The sequence below is a fragment of the Paenibacillus sp. Z6-24 genome (assembly GCF_054161335.1).
The window spans coordinates 1,596,295-1,615,508 of record NZ_CP096398.1 but is presented as its reverse complement, the minus strand read 5'-3'; the positions used below and the strand labels follow the sequence as shown (position 1 = coordinate 1,615,508).

The 19,214-nt window shown below is 48.4% G+C and carries 15 protein-coding genes and 1 other RNA gene; 1 reads left to right on the top strand and 15 read right to left on the bottom strand.

What is annotated here, in order from left to right:
- Positions 1-102 precede the first annotated feature (102 nt).
- The 4 genes from M1D61_RS07055 to M1D61_RS07040 all read right to left on the bottom strand — a co-directional run bounded on the left by M1D61_RS07055 (position 103) and on the right by M1D61_RS07040 (position 5,692).
- On the bottom strand, positions 103-1,434 hold the full coding sequence (locus M1D61_RS07055) for a PhoH family protein (RefSeq protein WP_458121727.1): 1,332 nt from the start codon (positions 1,432-1,434) through the stop codon (positions 103-105).
- A gap of 473 nt (positions 1,435-1,907) precedes the next feature.
- Entirely contained in the window at positions 1,908-3,059 is a 1,152-nt protein-coding gene (locus tag M1D61_RS07050; RefSeq protein WP_458121726.1) for an LCP family protein, read from the bottom strand.
- Between the two features lie 141 nt (positions 3,060-3,200).
- Complete coding sequence (typA, locus tag M1D61_RS07045; RefSeq protein WP_458121725.1) at positions 3,201-5,039, bottom strand: translational GTPase TypA; 1,839 nt, start codon at positions 5,037-5,039, stop codon at positions 3,201-3,203.
- Positions 5,040-5,194: 155 nt separating this feature from the next.
- The gene (locus M1D61_RS07040) at positions 5,195-5,692 is read right to left on the bottom strand and encodes a hypothetical protein (protein WP_458121724.1); all 498 of its coding nucleotides are present in this window, start codon (positions 5,690-5,692) and stop codon (positions 5,195-5,197) included.
- Positions 5,693-6,041: 349 nt separating this feature from the next.
- Here M1D61_RS07040 and M1D61_RS07035 point away from each other — a divergent pair, with 349 nt between their 5' ends.
- Positions 6,042-6,722 (top strand): TerC family protein, encoded by a 681-nt coding sequence (locus M1D61_RS07035; protein WP_458121723.1) that lies wholly within the window; start codon positions 6,042-6,044, stop codon positions 6,720-6,722.
- Between the two features lie 297 nt (positions 6,723-7,019).
- On the opposite strand, the gene thiI is transcribed toward M1D61_RS07035, so the two are convergent.
- From thiI to dnaG, 11 genes are all read right to left on the bottom strand, one after another.
- Positions 7,020-8,246 carry a tRNA uracil 4-sulfurtransferase ThiI gene (gene thiI / locus M1D61_RS07030; RefSeq protein ID WP_458121722.1) on the bottom strand — a complete coding sequence of 409 codons (1,227 nt, stop codon included), beginning with the start codon at positions 8,244-8,246 and terminating at the stop codon, positions 7,020-7,022.
- Positions 8,247-8,255: 9 nt separating this feature from the next.
- The gene (locus M1D61_RS07025) at positions 8,256-9,401 is read right to left on the bottom strand and encodes a cysteine desulfurase family protein (protein WP_458121721.1); all 1,146 of its coding nucleotides are present in this window, start codon (positions 9,399-9,401) and stop codon (positions 8,256-8,258) included.
- A 220-nt stretch (positions 9,402-9,621) separates the two neighbouring features.
- Positions 9,622-10,452, bottom strand: coding sequence for a lytic transglycosylase domain-containing protein (locus M1D61_RS07020; protein WP_458121720.1), 831 nt, complete (start codon positions 10,450-10,452; stop codon positions 9,622-9,624).
- A 169-nt stretch (positions 10,453-10,621) separates the two neighbouring features.
- Positions 10,622-11,452, bottom strand: coding sequence for a GNAT family N-acetyltransferase (locus M1D61_RS07015; RefSeq protein ID WP_458121719.1), 831 nt, complete (start codon positions 11,450-11,452; stop codon positions 10,622-10,624).
- A 139-nt stretch (positions 11,453-11,591) separates the two neighbouring features.
- Entirely contained in the window at positions 11,592-12,092 is a 501-nt protein-coding gene (locus M1D61_RS07010; protein WP_046214729.1) for a YpuI family protein, read from the bottom strand.
- Between the two features lie 499 nt (positions 12,093-12,591).
- Positions 12,592-12,995, bottom strand: an RNA gene (gene rnpB / locus M1D61_RS07005) — RNase P RNA component class A.
- Between the two features lie 336 nt (positions 12,996-13,331).
- Positions 13,332-14,447 carry a Nif3-like dinuclear metal center hexameric protein gene (locus M1D61_RS07000; protein ID WP_458121718.1) on the bottom strand — a complete coding sequence of 372 codons (1,116 nt, stop codon included), beginning with the start codon at positions 14,445-14,447 and terminating at the stop codon, positions 13,332-13,334.
- Positions 14,423-15,193, bottom strand: coding sequence for a tRNA (adenine(22)-N(1))-methyltransferase (locus M1D61_RS06995; protein ID WP_458121717.1), 771 nt, complete (start codon positions 15,191-15,193; stop codon positions 14,423-14,425). The genes M1D61_RS07000 and M1D61_RS06995 overlap by 25 nt, the downstream gene beginning before the upstream one ends.
- Positions 15,190-16,014 (bottom strand): hypothetical protein, encoded by an 825-nt coding sequence (locus M1D61_RS06990; RefSeq protein WP_458121716.1) that lies wholly within the window; start codon positions 16,012-16,014, stop codon positions 15,190-15,192. The genes M1D61_RS06995 and M1D61_RS06990 overlap by 4 nt, the downstream gene beginning before the upstream one ends.
- A gap of 172 nt (positions 16,015-16,186) precedes the next feature.
- Complete coding sequence (rpoD, locus tag M1D61_RS06985; protein ID WP_458121715.1) at positions 16,187-17,314, bottom strand: RNA polymerase sigma factor RpoD; 1,128 nt, start codon at positions 17,312-17,314, stop codon at positions 16,187-16,189.
- Positions 17,315-17,355: 41 nt separating this feature from the next.
- The gene (dnaG, locus tag M1D61_RS06980; RefSeq protein ID WP_458121714.1) at positions 17,356-19,185 is read right to left on the bottom strand and encodes a DNA primase; all 1,830 of its coding nucleotides are present in this window, start codon (positions 19,183-19,185) and stop codon (positions 17,356-17,358) included.
- Between the last annotated feature and the right edge of the window lie 29 nt (positions 19,186-19,214).

Here is a 19,214-nt window from a genome sequence, read left to right as displayed (position 1 = left end):
CAACCGAACTTCTGCTACTAATGATTATGCGTATTAATTGGAATAAAGCATACCAAAAAGCGTCCTCCCCTTTGCCGGTTAGGACGCTTTTCTTCATTTATATTACAACAGATCTGCAGCCAGCTGCGCCAGTTTGGAGCGCTCCCCTTTTTCGAGGGTAATATGGCCGCTGATTCCTTCCTGTTTAAAATGCTCAACTACATGGGTGAGACCGTTGCTGATCGAATCCAGATAAGGATGATCGATCTGATCCGGGTCACCGACGAGTACAATTTTACTGCCTTCTCCTACCCGGGACACAATTGTCTTTACTTCATGGCGGGACAGATTCTGTGCTTCATCAATAATGATAAATTGTCCGGGGATCGACCGGCCGCGGATATAGGTGAGTGCTTCTACCTGAATACTGCCGAGGCCCATCAAAATTTTATCGATGTCACCGGCTTTTTTGGTATTAAATAGAAATTCCAGATTGTCATAAATTGGCTGCATCCATGGGCGAAGTTTCTCATCCTTTTCGCCAGGCAGATATCCAATATCCTTGCCCATCGGTACAACCGGGCGAGCGATCAGCAGCTTTTTATATTTTTGCTCGTCTTCCACTTTGGATAACGAAGCCGCCAGTGCCAGAAGTGTTTTACCTGTGCCGGCTTTACCGGTAATTGTTACAAGTGGAATATCATCATTGAGCAGAAGTTCAAGCGCCATCCGCTGCTGGGCATTACGTGCTGCAATACCCCATATCGGCTCATTGCTCAGGAACAGTGGCTCCAGTTTGCCGCCATCATGGCTGACTTTGAGCAGAGCAGACTTTCCGCTGCCCATTTCATCTTTTAGAATAACAAATTCATTGGGATACAGGGTATAGCCCAGGTTTAGCGCATTCACGGATAAATAGCGGTTATTGTAGAAATCATCAATTACAGCGGGATGAACCTGCAATGTCGTGTAGCCGGTATAGATTTCATTCGGCTCGGCTGCACGGTCTGATAAATAATCTTCCGTCAGCAGTCCAAGCACATCGGCTTTGACACGTACGAGCACGTCTTTGCTGACCAGAATCACCTGACACGGCACTTCTTTCTCGCGTTCTTCCAGATCATAATTCAAGGCAACTGCGAGAATCCGGTTATCATTTGTGACTTCGCCGAACATTTCATGCACTTTGGCAAAGCTGCGGTGATTTAGTTCGACACGCAGTATACCTCCATTATCCAGCTGAACCCCATCATGAAGATGTCCTATTTCACGAAGCGCGTCCAGAGAACGGGAGACGCCGCGGGCATTTCGTCCGATTTCATCTGCATTTCGTTTTTTCGAATCAATTTCTTCCAATACCACTGCGGGAATAACCACATCATTTTCTTCAAAAGCGAAAATGGCATTCGGATCGTGAAGAAGCACATTGGTATCCAATACAAAAATCTTTTTCATGGAGATTCCCCCCTGGGTACGAATTGTTTGTGATCTCTGATGCCTCCAGCTTATGCTTCCCGCTTCCTGAACCGCCAAGCCTCACCCTCCTCTTGAAATAAAACCAAAAAAGCCCGGGCTATAAAGCACCAGACTTTTCCTATTATATCGCTTTTTTTGGACAACCTATAACAAGCTGCACCTCTTGCACACAGCTGAGTGAAAGTTCTATTCTGCCCGCATAAAATGACTCCATCATACGATAGCGTACTGCACATTAATCGCGGCATCCTAAAACCTCCAGTCCCTGCATTCGGTGAAAAGTAAGGTGCACGGATATTATAGCACACCCTATCCGCTTTTGAAATGCAGCCTTGATGACCTTATATTTATCCAAAAAACAAAAAAATACAGGTCTCTGCATGAGCAGAAACCTGTAAAATAATCTCATTTCTGATACTGTAACCAAACCGGAATGATGATCATACCTTGAGTTACTGTGCAGTCGCTGACTGGCCGGTACTTTCTGTGGAAGCACCTGCTCCATCAAATTGATCCGCATGTGTCGCTGTTCCGTTCAGTTCGTTCTGAAGCGCCTGTTTGGCGTTGGCCAGCTCGGTTTCATTAATATACACATACGGGCTCTTCCAATCTCCTGTGACTGGCATGTACTTGATATTCGCTTTTGGAATATCCCAGTATGTCGTCAACAGATTGGTGAACTGACTACCTTCGATATCGGTTTCCATATTATCATCGACCGATTGGATAATCGAACTCAGCTTCGCCACACCACTGAAGGATTGGACTTTGTCGACTATGGAATTCAGCACTTCATTTTGACGTTTGTTACGGTCGAAGTCACTGGATTCCTGGGTTCTTGGACTACAGGAGCTGCTGGAATGACGATAACGTACATATCCCAGTGCCTGTTCTCCATTCAGATGCTGCGGCCCTTTTTTGATGTTAATATTGGTTCCGTCCGCACGGTCAACATAACACATATTCATGGCTGCATTAACATCCACACCACCTACAGCATCGACCACATCGCTAAAGCCCTGGAAATTGATAACCGTCGTATAATCGACATCCACTCCCAGATATTTGCCCAGCATGGTCTGCATTTCTTCCATGGCGTTGTTCGTACCGTTCTTCTTATCTTCCGCATAGAATTTAGGATAATACGCATTTAGCTTGTTTGGAATGTATCCATCCAACTGGAAGTACGTATCCCGCGGCAGTGATACGATCGTGGCAGACTTGGTATCGGGATTGAGCGTAGCCACCATTACTACGTCGGTTAGACGTGTGCCGGTTTCTTTGCGATAATCCGTACCGAGCAGAGCCATCGTAATCGGCTTTTCTTTGGCAGATTTCTCAGGGACTCTGGTATCTACAATACCTGGAGCCTGATCTGTGCCACCTTTACCTTCGAACATTCCCTGCAGCTGATAATAAAGAATACCAGCGTACGCCATAACACCTACAATTGCCAGCAGAATCACGATCAGCAGAATCTGCATGAACCGTTTGAAGCCGCTAACTTTTTTCTTTTGTTTTTTATTGGACTTGGGATTGCCGGCTTTTTGCGATTTGGCCTTGCCCCCCGCTCGCGGCGGAAGTCCTCCTGCTGTCGTACTCATTGCTCTCAACACCTGTTCCATCGTTTTAGATAAATGTAGTGAAAGTGACTGAATCCTGTCTGCTGATCACCAGCATGCTTTGGATTCAGCCACCTACTATAATGAAGAATTCAGATTATAATTGCAACTTTACGATCGGAATCAGCTATTTTGTGCTGCTTTGCGGTGTTTCTCAGCACGTTCGCGCTCGCTCTTGTTCAAGATCTTTTTGCGCAGGCGAATCCCTTTTGGCGTGATTTCACAATACTCATCATCATTCAGGTATTCCAGAGCTTGCTCTAGCGAGAACAGACGCGGGGTTTTCATTTTAACAGTATCATCTTTGGTAGCAGAACGAACGTTAGTCAGCTGCTTTTCTTTACAGATATTAACGACGATATCATTATCACGGGTATGCTCACCAACGATCATGCCTTCGTAGATTTCAGTACCAGGCTCAATGAACAGTGTACCGCGATCTTCAACTGACAGGATACCGTACAGTGTGGAAGAACCGTTCTCACTGGATACGAGTACACCCTGGTGACGTCCGCCAACTTGTCCTGCTACGAGCGGGCCGTAGCTGTCGAATGCATGGTTCATGATGCCGTAACCGCGAGTCAGTGTCAGGAAGTACGTACGATATCCGATCAGACCACGTGCCGGAATCAGGAATTCCAGGCGAACCTGACCGCTGCCGTTATTGATCATGTTGACCATTTCGGCTTTGCGACTTCCCAGACTTTCCATAACTGCGCCCATGCTTTCTTCAGGCACATCGATCATCAGACGCTCGATTGGCTCCATGCGCACACCATCAATCTCACGAACGATAACTTCAGGCTTGGATACCTGCAGCTCATAGCCTTCACGACGCATGTTCTCGATCAGGATACCGAGGTGAAGCTCACCGCGTCCGGATACGATATAAGCGTCAGGACTTTCAGTTTCGTCTACACGCAGACTCACGTCGGTCTCCAGCTCTTTGAACAGACGATCACGCAGGCGACGGGATGTTACCCATTTACCCTCACGTCCGGCAAATGGACTGTTGTTAACGAGGAATGTCATTTGCAGTGTAGGCTCGTCAATTTTCAGAACCGGCAGTGCTTCCGGATTCTGTGGATCAGCGATCGTCTCACCAATGTTGATGTCCTTGATACCAGCCAGTGCAATGATGTCACCAGCACCTGCTTCTTCAACTTCAACACGTTTCAGCCCCTGGAATCCGAACAGCTTCTCGATACGAGCTGTTTTCTTCTGGCCTTCACGGGTAATAACGGTTACGGATTGTCCCTGACGAATAATACCACGGTTTACACGACCAACCGCAATACGTCCCAGATACTCGTTGTAATCCATCAGTGTAACGAGGAATTGCAGCGGCTGTTCTGTATCTTCAGTTGGTGCAGGGATGTTGCTAACGATGGTCTCGTACATAGCTTGCATCGTTTCGTCCTGTTTCTCAGGGTCCATGCTGGATGTACCGTTCAATGCGGATGCATATACGACAGGGAAGTCCAGTTGTTCGTCATTGGCACCCAGCTCGATGAACAGTTCCAGAACTTCATCAATAACTTCAGCCGGACGTGCAGCCGGACGGTCGATTTTGTTAACGACTACGATTGGGGTAAGATTATGCTCGAGTGCTTTGCGAAGGACGAACTTGGTCTGAGGCATACAACCTTCATACGCGTCAACGACAAGCAGAACGCCGTCAACCATTTTCATGATACGCTCTACTTCACCACCGAAGTCGGCGTGTCCAGGGGTATCCACGATATTAATGAGGTAGTCTTTATAGGTAATAGCTGTATTTTTAGCCAGAATTGTGATACCACGTTCGCGCTCCAGATCATTGGAATCCATTGCACGCTCCTGCATAGTCTCGTGATCACGGAAAATACCTGACTGCTGCAGCAGTTTGTCTACCAGTGTTGTTTTGCCATGGTCAACGTGAGCGATAATGGCGATATTGCGGATGTTATTTCTTAAATGCATAAAATTCTCCAAATCCTCTCCATAAAATGAGCGTCGGTCAACGAAGCCGACGCTCTACTATTTATTATAAAAAAATTGTAAAAACCGTCATTAGTAAACTGATTCATTATTCATTATACGGCATAAATCACATAAATCAAGCTTATTCATACTTATTACCAGCCTCTTTTGGAATTACTGCGGTTCAGCAGCATCCAGATTCCCGCTGCAATCAGCAGCAGTGCGATTAGATATAATGCCGAAGTTCCCATCAGGCTGAAAAAGAGCAAAATGATTGACAGCGCGCCCAGAATGACTGCAGCAAAACCGATATTGCGGGATACGGCAAACGATGACAGCATATAATACTCATACAGACCGACAGCGATACCGAGTAGCAGCAGCGGCCATAGATATACCATTAACGACCAGCCCCAGATATTGCAGAAGAAAAATAAAATACCGTAGACCGTCAGTATGCCACCTGGAATCAATACATACGAAGGAGCACTGCGGCTAAAGTAAAACAGCTGCAGCAGCACACCCGGCAGCAAAATAAGCAGCGGCCAGAATACATTGCCGATAAAAGCAAATACACCAAGTTTGCCAAGCAAAATGACCAGCCCGGCCAGTATAATGAATATTGCGATAATTCCCTGATTGCGATTCGTCATGTAACGCTCTCCTCCCAGCCGTTTTTTATCCAAATAGAGCAGCTGATCCCGTATATCTCCATACTCCCAGTGTAGCCGATCTTTTGCAAAAAGACTACATAAAAGCCCCCTCTTTGCTTATGCCTTCATCACCTTCAGCGGTTAATCCTAATGGTATTCTGGTTATTAATACAACATGCAATTCTGATCTACCGATCTGTACATCCGGAACAAGCCTCAACATCTGTAGTGTACATGATCCACTGGTCTGACGGAGCTTTAGGCAATTGACCTGTCCCGTTAGACACCCAGCTGCCGGTATACTATTATTATCGGTTAATTCGGGCTAAGATAAAGGAGTGGAGACATTTTGGATATTACTCAAGCCAGCTTCTGGCTGGCGCTTTTGAACATCATTTTTATCGATCTGATTCTGGCAGGCGATAATGCGATCGTTATCGGCCTGGCTGCACGCAAACTGCCGCAGCAAACACAGAAAAAAGCCATTCTCTACGGTATGGGCGGAGCTGTTATCATTCGGATCGTGGCAACGATCGCCGTTATTTGGCTGCTGCAGATTCCATGGTTGCTCGTCGTAGGGGGTCTGCTGCTGATCGGTATCGCCTACAAACTGCTTACCGATAATGAGGAGCACAAGGAAGTCAAAGCCGGAACCTCTCTATGGAGTGCAGTCTGGACGATTATCGTAGCCGATGCAGCAATGGGTCTGGATAATGTAATCGCCGTCGCCGGTGCTGCCAATCAGCATGTCGGTCTGGTCATTATTGGTCTCTGTATTAGTGTACCTATCGTCGTCTGGGGCAGTACCATTTTCATCAAACTGACCAATCGGTTTCCATGGATTATCTATGTCGGCAGCGCGGTGCTTGCCTATACAGCTTCGCATATGATTACCGAGGAAGAGCGTCTGCATGCTGTTTTTGCAGCGCATCCTCTATGGAGATGGATATTCATCCTCTTTATTATCATTGGCGTACTGATGGCCGGCTATTTGAAAAACCGGCAGGCAAGCCGCCGGACTGCTTCCTGATCACACTAATTCGACTCAAACGAAACAGCAACGTTATTTTGAAAAGCTTGCAGGACCAAGTGAAAAGAAATAAACTGATCGCTCCTTAGATTTATATAAGATTCATCAAAAAAACAGCTGCTCTCATTCACTCCCGGTAGATTCGGTAGTGAATGAGAGCAGCTGTTTTTGGTGGGATTATTTTCGATAGCATACATAATATTCGAAGTCACAGAGAATCATATTAAAACATCCTAATAATGCTTCAGCAATTTCAAGCCGTGTATCTCCTGTCTGCAGCAGCTTTTACCTTGTCGCTTAGAGCCAGTCTTCCTCTGTGGCTTCAACCTCGGAAGCATCGCCTGCCGAACCAGATTCAATGATCAGCAATTCGGTCTGCTCGACTGCTCGCTGAATCATTTCCTCCAGTTCCAGATAAGACTCGACCTTCTCCACAATCCGCAGATTCGGATTAGTTGCCGGCGACTTGGGCACAAACAGCGTACAGCAGTCTTCATAGGGAAGAATCGACAGCTCATAAGTGCCAATCTGCTGGGAGACGTGAATAATCTCATCTTTGCTCTGCATGACCAGCGGCCGCAGAATCGGCAGTTCGGTCGCCCGTTCAATGACATTCATGCTGTTCAGCGTCTGGCTCGCTACCTGTCCGAGGCTCTCGCCGGTAACGATAGCCAGTGCCTTTTGCTGCTCAGCGAGACGGGTCGTAATCCGGAGCATGGCTCTGCGCATCAGCGTAATCATCAGATTATCCTGTCCTGTCGTTGTAAAGGCTGTCTGAATCTCGGTAAAAGGTACTACATGCAGCTTGATTTTACCGCCATATCCAGCCAGTACGCGGGTCAGATCAATGACTTTTTGCTTGGCTCGTTCGCTGGTGAATGGATAGCTGTGGAAATGGACGCACTCAATCTCCAGTCCTCTTTTCATCGACTGCCACCCTGCTACAGGGCTGTCAATCCCGCCGGACAGCATGAGCATTGCTCTGCCATTGCTGCCACGCGGGAATCCGCCAACTGCCGGAATAATCTGGCTGTAAATGTAGGCTGCATTCTCGCGTACTTCCACCCGAAGCTCAATGTCGGGATGGTGTACATCCACGCTGAGCAGCGGGTTGGCACGCAGCACCGGTGACCCGATCAGGTGATTCATATCCTGGGAAGAATGTGGGAATGGCTTCCAGACCCTTCGTGCGGTGACTTTGAATGTGGTCGCTGCCTGTATACCATGTTCGCTAATCAGTTCCAGGGCAGCCTGAATAATGGAATCCAGCTTCGGCTCTGCCTGTTTGACCGGAATAATATCCACAATTCCAAATACATTGCGCAGCAGGCCAATCAGCAGTTCGGCAGATACGCCGCCGGTCTCCACGTATAATCGTCCATATTCACGGTGTACCTTGGCCTGCGGATAAGGACGCAGGATCTCACGCACATGTTCGGCGATGACCTTTTCAAAACGGCCTCTGTTTTTTCCTTTGAGTGTAATCTCGCCCATTCTGAGCATCAGGCGACTAATATTATGCATCAAACCGTTTTATCTCCTCTCCAATGAGCGCAGTGACTGTACTGTCTGTTCAAGCGCTCCTATCAGATACTCCATATCATCCAGCGTATGTTCGTCTCCCAGACTGATCCGGATGCCGCTGTCCGCATGTTCACGATCCATTCCCATTGCTGTCAGCACGCGGCTTGGTACCGACTTGCGTGAGGAACAGGCAGACTGGGTCGATACCAGGCAGCCCTGCTGTTCCAGACTGTGCAGTACCACTTCGGCCTTCATGCCCGGATACGTAAAATGTACAATATGCGGCGCGGTAGGCGACACTTCGGTCAGTACCAGTCCCGGAATATTGCGGATCGCCTGCTGGAGCCTGTCCCGCAGCATACTCAGGTGCTTATACTGGTCCTCCTGCCGCTCTGCCGCAAGACGCAGCGCTTTGGTCATACCGGCAATACCGGCGGCATTTTCGGTGCCGGAACGATATCCCTGCTCCTGCCCGCCGCCAGCCAGCAGCGGCAACAGTTCAATCCCCTGTTTTACATAAAGCAGACCGGTTCCTTTGGGCCCTCTCAGCTTATGGGCAGACAGGCTGTACAGATCAATTCCCCATTCCTGCAGGGATACGGGAACCCGGCCAAATCCCTGTACCCCGTCCACATGAACGAGTACACGCGGATAGCTACTTTTGACCAAGCGTGTAATCTGCTCTATCCACTGGATCGCACCTGTCTCATTATTCACATGCATGACGCTCACCAGAATTGTGTCCGTTCTTACCGCAGCAAGTACATCCTCCGGAGATACGGTTCCATCCGGCAGCGGACGTACATAGCTTACTTCAAATCCAAACAGTTCTAGCTGACGGCATGTCTCATAGACGGACGGATGCTCGATCATGGTGGTGACGATATGTCCTTGCGTCCGTCCTTTGCGCAGGGCCGCCCCCTTGATTGCCATATTGTTGCTCTCTGTCGCCCCAGATGTCCAGATTACCTCCGAAGGCTGAACACCCAATATGCCGGCTGTCACTTCACGTGCGCGGCGAATCAGCCGTTCCGCTTCTTCACCATACCGGTGAAGCGAAGAGGGATTGCCGTAATGTTTGTCCATGATCTCGGACATGGCACGTACGACCTCGGGATAAGGAGGCGTCGTTGCCGCATAATCAAAATATTTCATTCGATCCTACCTCCTGCTTCATATCTATAGGTACAGGCAGCAGACAAGACTAAAAGAGATCAAAATACGGATAAACGCTCCGCTTTTTGATCTCTTTCAAAAATAATAGTCGATGCCATTTCTTCTGAAAGTTACAGTCAGATGCTAAAACCATCTGCCTGTCATTATACCATACATTACTGGTTGAAGAGTTGGCTTTATTGGGATGGATCACTGAAAGTTAAAGGGCATATTTGCTCTGTGCATTCTCAATTTTGCCGATGTAACGCTGTGTTTCTTTTGGCAGCTGATCAAACTTGGCCATCAGTTCGTTATCATTGGAGATACCGAGCCTTTGCAGACGACCCGGACCTGCATTGTAGGCAGCCAGTGCAGTCTTGATGTTGTTATCATAATGCTTCAGCTGGTAGGACAGATACTTGGTGCCTCCATCGATATTCTGGGCAGGATCATAGGAGTTGCTGACTCCGAGACCAGCGGCTGTACCATCCATCAACTGCATCAGGCCTTTGGCCCCGGCAGAAGAACCGGCATTCGGGTTAAAGGAAGACTCTACATCGATAACCGCTTTAATTAGTGATTCAGGAATTCCATACTTGCTGCTGGCCTTGCTGATCAGATCATTATAAGCGGTTGCCTTGCTTCCACTGTCATCTCCACCCAGTCCCTGCAGCGCAGACACATCACCGGCAGATACAGCAGCAGGAATACTGCCTGCTGACATGCCAGTGCGTGCAGTAGCTGTCGCATTCTCCGGACTTACTTCCGGCAGTTGATCAAAGTTATACCATGGATCTGTAGACCCTGCTCCATACGTGCTGCCTGTTACGGAAGAAGGAGTGCCTGTCGATACCAGACTCGCCAGATCCTGTACAGCCGCTCCGGAACTCTGTGCTTCCGCAGATGTGCCAATATTTTGCTGCAGCATCAGTTGAAACAGCTGATCCGTATCATTGGTCTTTACCGTTGCAGGGGTCGTGCTGCCTCCACCTGACGCATTCAGATATCGAAGTTCAAGCATTTGTTTGGCTGTATTTGGATCAATTTGCATACGGTTGGTAGCTCCTGTCTATTTATAAAATAATTGAAGGATTATTCGTCTAAATATTCTCTATATTCTCAGTGTACTGCTTTTGCATCCTTCTGGCATGGGAATGAATGACGATTCTGCCGAACCTGAGGGGAAATAGGAACAATCTCCTGTATGATACCATGGTTCATCACGCCCATACACTGTAAGTATATGCGGGTACAAATCCGAGCCTGCAGGCCAGCTGATAGGAAGCCTGATTGTCTGCGCTGCATTCCCAAACAGGCTGGCATGCCGTTTGCAGGCATTCTTTTATAAAAGCGGCCGCCGTGATTGCTGCGAGGCCTTTGCCCTGATGTTCTGACGCTGTATAGATATCCATCTCCGCTGTCCATGCATTTGCAAAAATGGAAGTGCACTCGCAAACCACCTGATTCTCATACAAAATGGCATAGCCCCATCCATGGATCATATAGTTCGCAAGCGACTGCCAATACGCTATATAATACTTTTCGTCAAAAACTGTGCTTTTTTGAATAACGGAAGCATTTATTTTTTGCAGTTCATATCCGTCAGGCATCTGTCTTCTGGTATCCAGCATAGCTGTGGATGGATAATTCATCGCTTGTCTGGTGAGCTGCCGAAGTGGAGCAGGAAGATCAGCAGCCATTTCATCCCAGAACGGATCACCTGAAAATAAGGTAAATCTCTTACCAGCCCGTATCCGATTCAGACAGCGTTGATGAACCATATATTTGAATGATTCTGAAGGACAGGATCCTCCTGCATAGTACAGACCTGCCGGTGTCTCTACCCATATCGATCTGTCGGCATTATATAGGGATGCGGAAGTGATTTGCAGCAGGTGAGATGGAGCAGGGATGTCACTTAGCAAATGGATCTGTCCATCTGTTGACTCTGTATGTATAGTGCCAGGTATACGGGCGTCCAGCACGGAGTATACAAAAGCGGGATAGCGCTGAGCATATGGTTTTTCTATGGCGTTATCATTGATTTTCATATCTACATGGAGCTCCTTGGAGGGTTTTATGTATACCGCTGATTTGGATTCAATGCAGGTTAGTCTGCCTGTTATAAAAAATAAGGATGCCTGATCCAGGCACCCTTATCATGTCAATTTCATTATTGGTATGCGTTATTTAAGCGTGGCGCTGATTCATACGGCGCTGTGTCAGATAGTCACTTTCGTAATAGGACAGATCATCACGCAGTTCTTCGAATGTTCTGGTGATTTCCAGAATAATCTCTCTAACCGGCTTCACTGGCGTTTGACGGAAACGGATAGCTTCCTGCCCTGTGTAGGCATAACGTCCATCTTCGGAGTAGCACTCATTTTTGGGATAGAAAAAGCTGTTTACACATTGATGATATGCGTTATACAGAGCTTTTTCAGCAAATTCTGCATCAAAGTTAGCACGGCGCAGAACAACGCCTAATTTCTCATAGGATACTTCGGAGAATACCAGCAGGTGACGCAAATCTGCCAGAAACCCTTTGTAAAAAGGTAATGTATCTTCTCCCTGTTCGGCTGCCAAAGCCTTTAGAGAATACTCATTCAAAAACCCTTCCAGTTTCTCGATGACCGGTTTCAACTTTTCCCGTGTGCCTTCGCTCAACTTATGGACATTTGCAGCTGACATGACTGTAGCTCCCCCTTAATTGGTTCCTTCAAGACCGGGTTAGGTCGTTGTAAAATTTAACCCTGATTTAACTTACATCCTACCATAAAACTCATCTCATGTGTTAGTTACGGCGCAGTTTATAAGCATCAAATTTTAAGCTTTTTACTGCCATTGTCTCATCATTCTCTTAACCAATTCGATTCTTCCTGAAAATTGGTTTCACCAATGTATCAGTCGATGATTGGTTTAATATCATATAGATTACTTCCATTCTCCTTAACAATCAAGGGATATGGCAGGTACATGATAAAGATTTTATCGACTATTGCCGTTTTTACCTGTTTTTTATCATAAAAGCGGTGTGTCTCCATATATTATCGGAAGACACACCGCTTTTGTATAGCGGATATTGAATTGGTCAGTAAAAATGTGATAAAGATGTGTTCCATACATGCGAATAAATCCGCCATACATGACCAAATAGCGATTGTACTTGTTAAATCAACGTGGCGTTAGTTGGGAAAGTTTCTCGTAAGCCGGGTTCTGTACCAGTTGTGGTTCAATCGGGAACTACCCTCCCACTTTTGGTGACAATCATCTATCTAGGCCAAACATTGCTGTTTGGCTCCAGCGACCAACCTCGATACACCTCGGGCTAAGGCTGCTTTTCCGAAGAAAAGCCGTATCTCTTTAGGTCTTGCTCCAGATGGGGTTTACCAGGAACAAAGTCACCAGTGTTCCTCGGGGTCTCTTACACCTCGGTTCCATCCTTGCCTGTGCTCTTACGAGCCATCGGCGGTCCATTTCTGTGGCACTATCCTTCAGTTTGCACTGACTGGACGTTATCCAGCACCCTGCCCTGCGGAGCCCGGACTTTCCTCCCGAAGCCTCTCGGCTACCGGCGATTGTCTGTTAAACTTTCCGCGAACGCAACACATCGTATTATATAATTTTCACGCAGTGGTGGCAAGAGGCAAATGCAATTTTATTTGAATTCTATTTATTGACAACCCGCATCCGAATTTCAGTGATATATTTCTTTTTTAGGAGTCTCTGCTCCTGATACAGCAGCTCCAGTGTATTCTCGCTATTTTGATAATCCAAATAACCCTTGATGTGCTGAATGGCCGAGTACCGCAGCTCAGAGCGCAAACCCCATTCATAAAAAAAGGCTGGCAGCCTATCCAGTTCATTCTGGTAGTCTGCACAGCCCTTATTATTTGTTCTGTCTTATTCTTCTTCTCTGTCGGTACCTGTTTAAACGAACCGGAATACTTCGGTATTAACAGCAGACGCATGCACAGCGGTTGTGTACTTGTCTGCCTGCAGACGCGCGCTGAGCACGCCTGCCACGCCCGGCTTCATAATCTTCTCTGTATTATGTCCCGGATCAATAATGGCGATATCGGCGAGCAGTGCATCGTGAGCGGTATGATAATCAATATCACCGGTTACGATTACATCAGCGCCCTTGAACAGGGCTCCGTTCACATAACGACTACCCGATCCGCCTAGAACTGCAGCTTTTTTGATCGTCCGCTGCAGATCGCCTACGACACGTACAGTCGGCACATCCAGTCCCTTTTTAACGATATCGACAAATTCGCCCAGGCTGACCGGCGCATCCAGCTTGCCGACACGTCCGAGACCATAAGCTTTGCCCGGCAGTGCCAGCGGATACAGATCATAAGCTACCTCTTCATATGGATGAGATTTGATCAGTGCCTGTACTGCCTTGTTACGCAGACTGGTTGGAATAATCGTCTCAAAACGAACTTCGGCAGCATGTTCCAGCTTGCCCTGTTCACCGCTGTATGGGTTGGTGCCCTCTTCCGGCAGGAAGGTGCCTGTTCCTTCGGCACTAAAGCTGCAATGGCTGTAATTGCCGATATGGCCGGCTCCCACTGCCCAGACCGCACTGCGCACTGCATCCAGATGCGAAGCGGGCACAAAAGCAACCAGCTTCAGATAATCGTCCGAGGACGTCTGCTCGATCGGTACAGTCTGACGCAGTCCAAGCGCTTCTGCCATCCAGTCATTGACACCGCCCTCGGCGATATCCAGATTGGTGTGGCTAATATAGACAGCAATATCGTGCTTGATCAGCTTCTCATACAGGCGGCCCATCGGCGTGCTCGTTTGCAGGCTTTTGAGCGGCCGGAAAATAATCGCATGATGGGCAATAATCAGATTGGCATTCAGCGCGATTGCTTCGTCGATCACTTCTTCCGTCACATCGAGTGCAACCAGTACACCGGTAATGTCTTTTTGCAGCGTACCAAGCTGCAGACCGATCCGGTCATCCGGTACAGCGATCGATTTGGGTGCAAACTGCTCCATATACTGGATTACCGTTTGTCCTTTTGCAAGCATAACAGTACCTCCTTAATGAGCTTGATTTGCTGATTGAGCGCAGCGACTTTCAATTTGGCTTCGCCCGTATCCGAACGGCCGACCGAGGCAGCGACTTTCTCCAGCTTGCCGATTTCCTGCTGCCATTTCTCCACAAATACCGGTGAAGCTTCTTCCAGCAAATAAGGACCAAACTGCAGCAGACTGAAATCATGCAGCTCTACCTGCAAGCCTTCCCCTCCTGTGAGCAGTCGTTCAGCATAAAGCTCTCCATTGCGCGCCGCTGCATCTTCCAGCCGATCCGCCGTCAGAATCTCATATGTACGGCCGTCTTCTTCCAGAATCTGCTCGGCAGACAGGAACCAGCCATGCTCCAGCAGCCAGCGGCGGACGAACTCTTCTCCAACATTCGGTTGTAAAATCAGGCGTGACACACCTTCCAGCTTATCCAGTCCTTCGGAGAGAATGGTCACGATCAATGCACCACCCATACCGGCGATCGTAATCACATCCACCTCTCCCGGCTGCAGCACCGCCAGACCGTTACCGAGCCTCGGCTGAATCACATGACCGAGCCCGGCTTCATTGACCTGACGCTGAGCCGCATCCAGCGGTCCCTGATTGACCTCCCCGGCTACCGCTTGCGTTACCCGGCCCTGACGCACAGCAAATACCGGCAGGAGGGCATGGTCGGACCCAATGTCCGCCAGCCGGCTCCCTGCTGGAATCTGCTCCGCAATTCTTGTTAATCTAGTTGATAATTTCATGCAGCCACCCACACTATCCATTTTTTTCGAAGTATAAATAAAAGAATGCAAGCCAGTGCAATCTTGGTTACACACAGCGCTGCAAAAATATCCGGCATCTGACCGCGAAGCAGTACTTCATCCACTTCCGGCATAAACCAGATCGCGATTCCACTCGTAAAATATACGGCCGCCAGCTTTTTACCGCGATGATGTACCAGCCAGCTGAACCATACGAGCAGCAGACTAAGCGGCAGCCACAGGCCCTGCAGTACGAGCCATGATGCTCCTGGATTCACCCGGGCAAAAAATCCGGCATACAACAATACAAAAGCACCAAACCCGATATACAGCAGCACCGGGCTGGAAATCACATATCCCATTATACACCAGATTAACCCACATCCAAGGACAAGTACAGTAATCCAGAAAGATGGATCCAGTTCGTGCTGACGGATGATCAGTATACCTAATCCCAACATTAACATACTTCCAACCGCAAGCAAAAAAGACGAGGCAATCGGATTGCGTTTGCGCCAACGAATGCCGCCTGTATAACAAAGCGCCGTGAACACCGGCACACAGACCAACTGTACCAGAAATGGAAATGTGGTAAAGTACAGCACGATCATACAGATAAAACAAAGCATCAGAAACGTAAACATCCATGTCCGAATATTGCCCTGCTTGAATGACTGCATGGACAATACTTTCTTGTCTCCCCGCTCCTGATTGACGTCATATAAATTCATCAAAAAGTCGCAATAATGCGCCGGCAGCAGACGATTCTCCCGCCAGTATTCAATTTCATCCAGAATAACTTCTCTTTTGTCCTGATTCACAATACTCCCCCGCTTCTGCATTCATTAAAAGCTCATGTCTCCCTCTAAGTATATATCGCTGAATTGGTGCCAAAAGTAAAGGGTTTCCATTTATTCAGCGCAAAAAGGGATCTGCCGCAACAATAGCAGCAGATCCCTTGTATGACAGCTTATCCAAATAAGCGGTTGAATCCTATTCCAGGAAGTCCTTCAGACGTTTGCTGCGGCTTGGATGACGCAGTTTGCGAAGGGCTTTGGCTTCGATCTGACGGATACGCTCACGGGTAACACCGAACACTTTACCCACTTCTTCGAGTGTACGAGTACGTCCATCGTCCAAACCAAAACGCAGACGAAGTACATTCTCTTCACGCTCAGTCAGCGTATCCAGCACATCTTCAAGCTGTTCCTTGAGCAGCTCGTAAGCTGCTGCATCAGCCGGTGCCAGTGCATCCTGGTCCTCAATAAAGTCACCCAGGTGAGAGTCATCCTCTTCCCCGATTGGTGTCTCCAGAGATACAGGTTCCTGTGCGATTTTCATGATTTCGCGTACTTTTTCGACGCTCAGTTCCATCTCGGCTGCGATCTCTTCCGGCGTCGGTTCGCGCCCCAGTTCCTGCAGCAGCTGACGGGATACCCGGATCAGCTTGTTGATGGTCTCTACCATATGCACCGGAATACGGATCGTTCTGGCCTGGTCCGCAATCGCACGGGTAATGGCCTGACGAATCCACCAGGTGGCATACGTACTGAACTTGTAGCCTTTGGTATGGTCAAATTTCTCAACGGCTTTGATCAGACCCATGTTGCCTTCCTGAATCAGATCCAGGAACAGCATACCGCGTCCTACGTACCGCTTGGCAATACTGACCACGAGACGAAGGTTGGCTTCAGCAAGTCTGCGCTTCGCTTCTTCATCTCCTTGTTCGATCCGCTTGGCCAGCTCGACTTCGCTGTCCGCGGAGAGCAGCGGTACTCTACCGATTTCTTTCAGATACATTCTGACCGGGTCATTGATTTTGATACCTGGCGGCAGTGCCAGATCATCGTCAAAGCTGAACTCGTTATCTCCGCTTTCACGCTCATTCTCGGAATCGGTTGTGATTTCCTCGTCACCTTCATTGATTACTTCGATACCCATATCTCCGAGTTGTTCGTAGAACTCATCGATCTGTTCAGCATCCTGGTCAAAAGCGGCCAGTCTTTCCATAATATCCTTGTAGTTCAAGGAGGATCTCTTTTTACCTACCTCAATAAGCTGCTCTTTTACCTGTTCGAGCGTTAATTCGGTTTCCAATTCAGTATGCTGATCGTTCGCCATCTTTCGACTCCCTCCTCCCTGAAAATAAATGCTCAGAACATTTATTGTCTTTCCAGGGTGATAATCTCACTTGCAATTTGAGCCGCACGCAGGAAATCACCGGACTTCTCCGCGCGCAGCATGTCTTCTCTTTTTTGTTCGATCAGTTTTTGCTGTGGGAACTTTTTGATTTCACGAATGTAATCATCCATTCCGCGCAGCGTCTCATCCAGCGGAGCATCCATCATGGAGATGGACGTTGCAGTCTTCTCCAGCCGGTCATCATGGAGCGATCCGATGAACCGGCTGACATCAGGCGCTTTGCCCTGTGCATAATACGAATAGATATAGGCAGCCAGCGCTGCATGTTCCGGGATATTAAATGCTTCTCCCAAATGCTGTGCCACATAGGTGGCCGCCTCTCCATCCTGCAGCATAATCGACAGCAAACGCCGCTCGGCTACATGGTAGGCAGGCAGCAGCGTCGGAGCGGTAGGCTTGCGTGAGTTCCGTCCATTTCCGCCGCTGCCACCACGCCCTCCCTGCTGGCCGGACTGCGGCTGCTTGCGGTTCAGCGTCTGGCGCGCCAGATTGCAGTCCTGCTTCAGACTGTCCAGAGATACACCCACTTCAACGGAAAGTTCCTTGAGGTATACTTCCCGCTCGGTCGGCGAACCCAGATTGGCAATCACATTGATCGCTTCCTGCGCATAGGCAGCCTTGCCGTCCTCTTCCAGCAGATTGTAATTCTTTTTGATGTAAATCAGCCGGAACTTGGTTGTTGACACTGCACCATGAATAATCTGCTCCACAAATCGTTCCTGACCATACGTCTTGATGTATTCGTCGGGATCCAGCCCGTTTTGCAGTACGGCAATCTTCACATGCAGGCCTGCACCTTCCAGAATGGGGATACTTTTGAGTGCTGCTGCCTGACCGGCGTTATCGCCGTCATAGCAGACCACCACCTCTTCGGTTAGCGTGCGTATCAGTGAGGCATGATTGTCGGTCAATGCTGTACCCATTGTCGCTACAGTATGTTGTACCCCCGCATCCCATGCTGCAATCACATCACCAAAGCCTTCCATCAATACAATTTGTCCCTGCTTGCGGATTGGTCCTTTGGCCAGGTTCAGATTATACAGTGTACGGCTTTTGTTGAACAGTCGGCTCTCCGGCGAATTCAGATATTTCGGCTGGCCTTCGCCCAGAATCCGGCCTGCAAATGCGATTACTCTTCCGCTGCGGTTCATGATCGGGAACATGACCCGCCCGCGGAAGCGGTCCACATAGCCCGAGCCATTCTGTCTGGGAGACAGCAGTCCCCCTTTTTCCATTTCTTTCAGATCAAAAGAACGTTTCTCAAAAAACTGCACAAGCGTATCCCAGCGGTCCGGAGCATAACCAATCTGAAACTGATCAATCAGCTTATCGCCGAATCCGCGGGCCCGCAGGTATTCCATCGCAGATTTCCCGTGTTCCGTATTTTTCAAAAGATAATGAAACAGCTTGGCAGCCCATTCATGAGCCTGAAGCAGACGTTCCAGTTCCTTGTTCTGCGGAGTGGTTGCCGCTCCTTTTCCATCCTGGAAAGGGACATGTGATTCTTCTGCCATTAATCTGACCGCTTCCGGGAAAGACAAACCATCAATTTCCATTCTGAACTTGATGGCATTGCCGCCCGCGCCGCATCCATAACAGTAAAAAATCTGGCGTTCCGGTGTGACTGTGAACGAAGGAGTCTTTTCCGAATGAAACGGACAGAGGCCCTTCATGTACTTTCCCTGTTTGGTCAGATGAACATATTTGCCTACCGTGTCAACAATGTCATTATGCTGAAGTACCGCTTCAATGACTTCATCAGGAATACCACCGCTATATCCGGTGTTCATCGTTACCACCTTCATCTCTTTTCACACGA

Coding starts and splice junctions, on each gene's coding strand:
- rpoD (WP_458121715.1), bottom strand. CDS start 17,314: ATGGCGAACGATCAGCATACTGAATTGGAAACCGAATTAACGCTCGAA.
- typA (WP_458121725.1), bottom strand. CDS start 5,039: ATGCATTTAAGAAATAACATCCGCAATATCGCCATTATCGCTCACGTT.
- M1D61_RS07025 (WP_458121721.1), bottom strand. CDS start 9,401: ATGAAATATTTTGATTATGCGGCAACGACGCCTCCTTATCCCGAGGTC.
- M1D61_RS07015 (WP_458121719.1), bottom strand. CDS start 11,452: ATGAAAATCAATGATAACGCCATAGAAAAACCATATGCTCAGCGCTAT.
- M1D61_RS07040 (WP_458121724.1), bottom strand. CDS start 5,692: ATGACGAATCGCAATCAGGGAATTATCGCAATATTCATTATACTGGCC.
- M1D61_RS07055 (WP_458121727.1), bottom strand. CDS start 1,434: ATGAAAAAGATTTTTGTATTGGATACCAATGTGCTTCTTCACGATCCG.
- dnaG (WP_458121714.1), bottom strand. CDS start 19,185: ATGAACACCGGATATAGCGGTGGTATTCCTGATGAAGTCATTGAAGCG.
- M1D61_RS07000 (WP_458121718.1), bottom strand. CDS start 14,447: ATGCTTGCAAAAGGACAAACGGTAATCCAGTATATGGAGCAGTTTGCA.
- M1D61_RS07050 (WP_458121726.1), bottom strand. CDS start 3,059: ATGAGTACGACAGCAGGAGGACTTCCGCCGCGAGCGGGGGGCAAGGCC.
- M1D61_RS07010 (WP_046214729.1), bottom strand. CDS start 12,092: ATGTCAGCTGCAAATGTCCATAAGTTGAGCGAAGGCACACGGGAAAAG.
- thiI (WP_458121722.1), bottom strand. CDS start 8,246: ATGCATAATATTAGTCGCCTGATGCTCAGAATGGGCGAGATTACACTC.
- M1D61_RS07020 (WP_458121720.1), bottom strand. CDS start 10,452: ATGCAAATTGATCCAAATACAGCCAAACAAATGCTTGAACTTCGATAT.
- M1D61_RS06995 (WP_458121717.1), bottom strand. CDS start 15,193: ATGAAATTATCAACTAGATTAACAAGAATTGCGGAGCAGATTCCAGCA.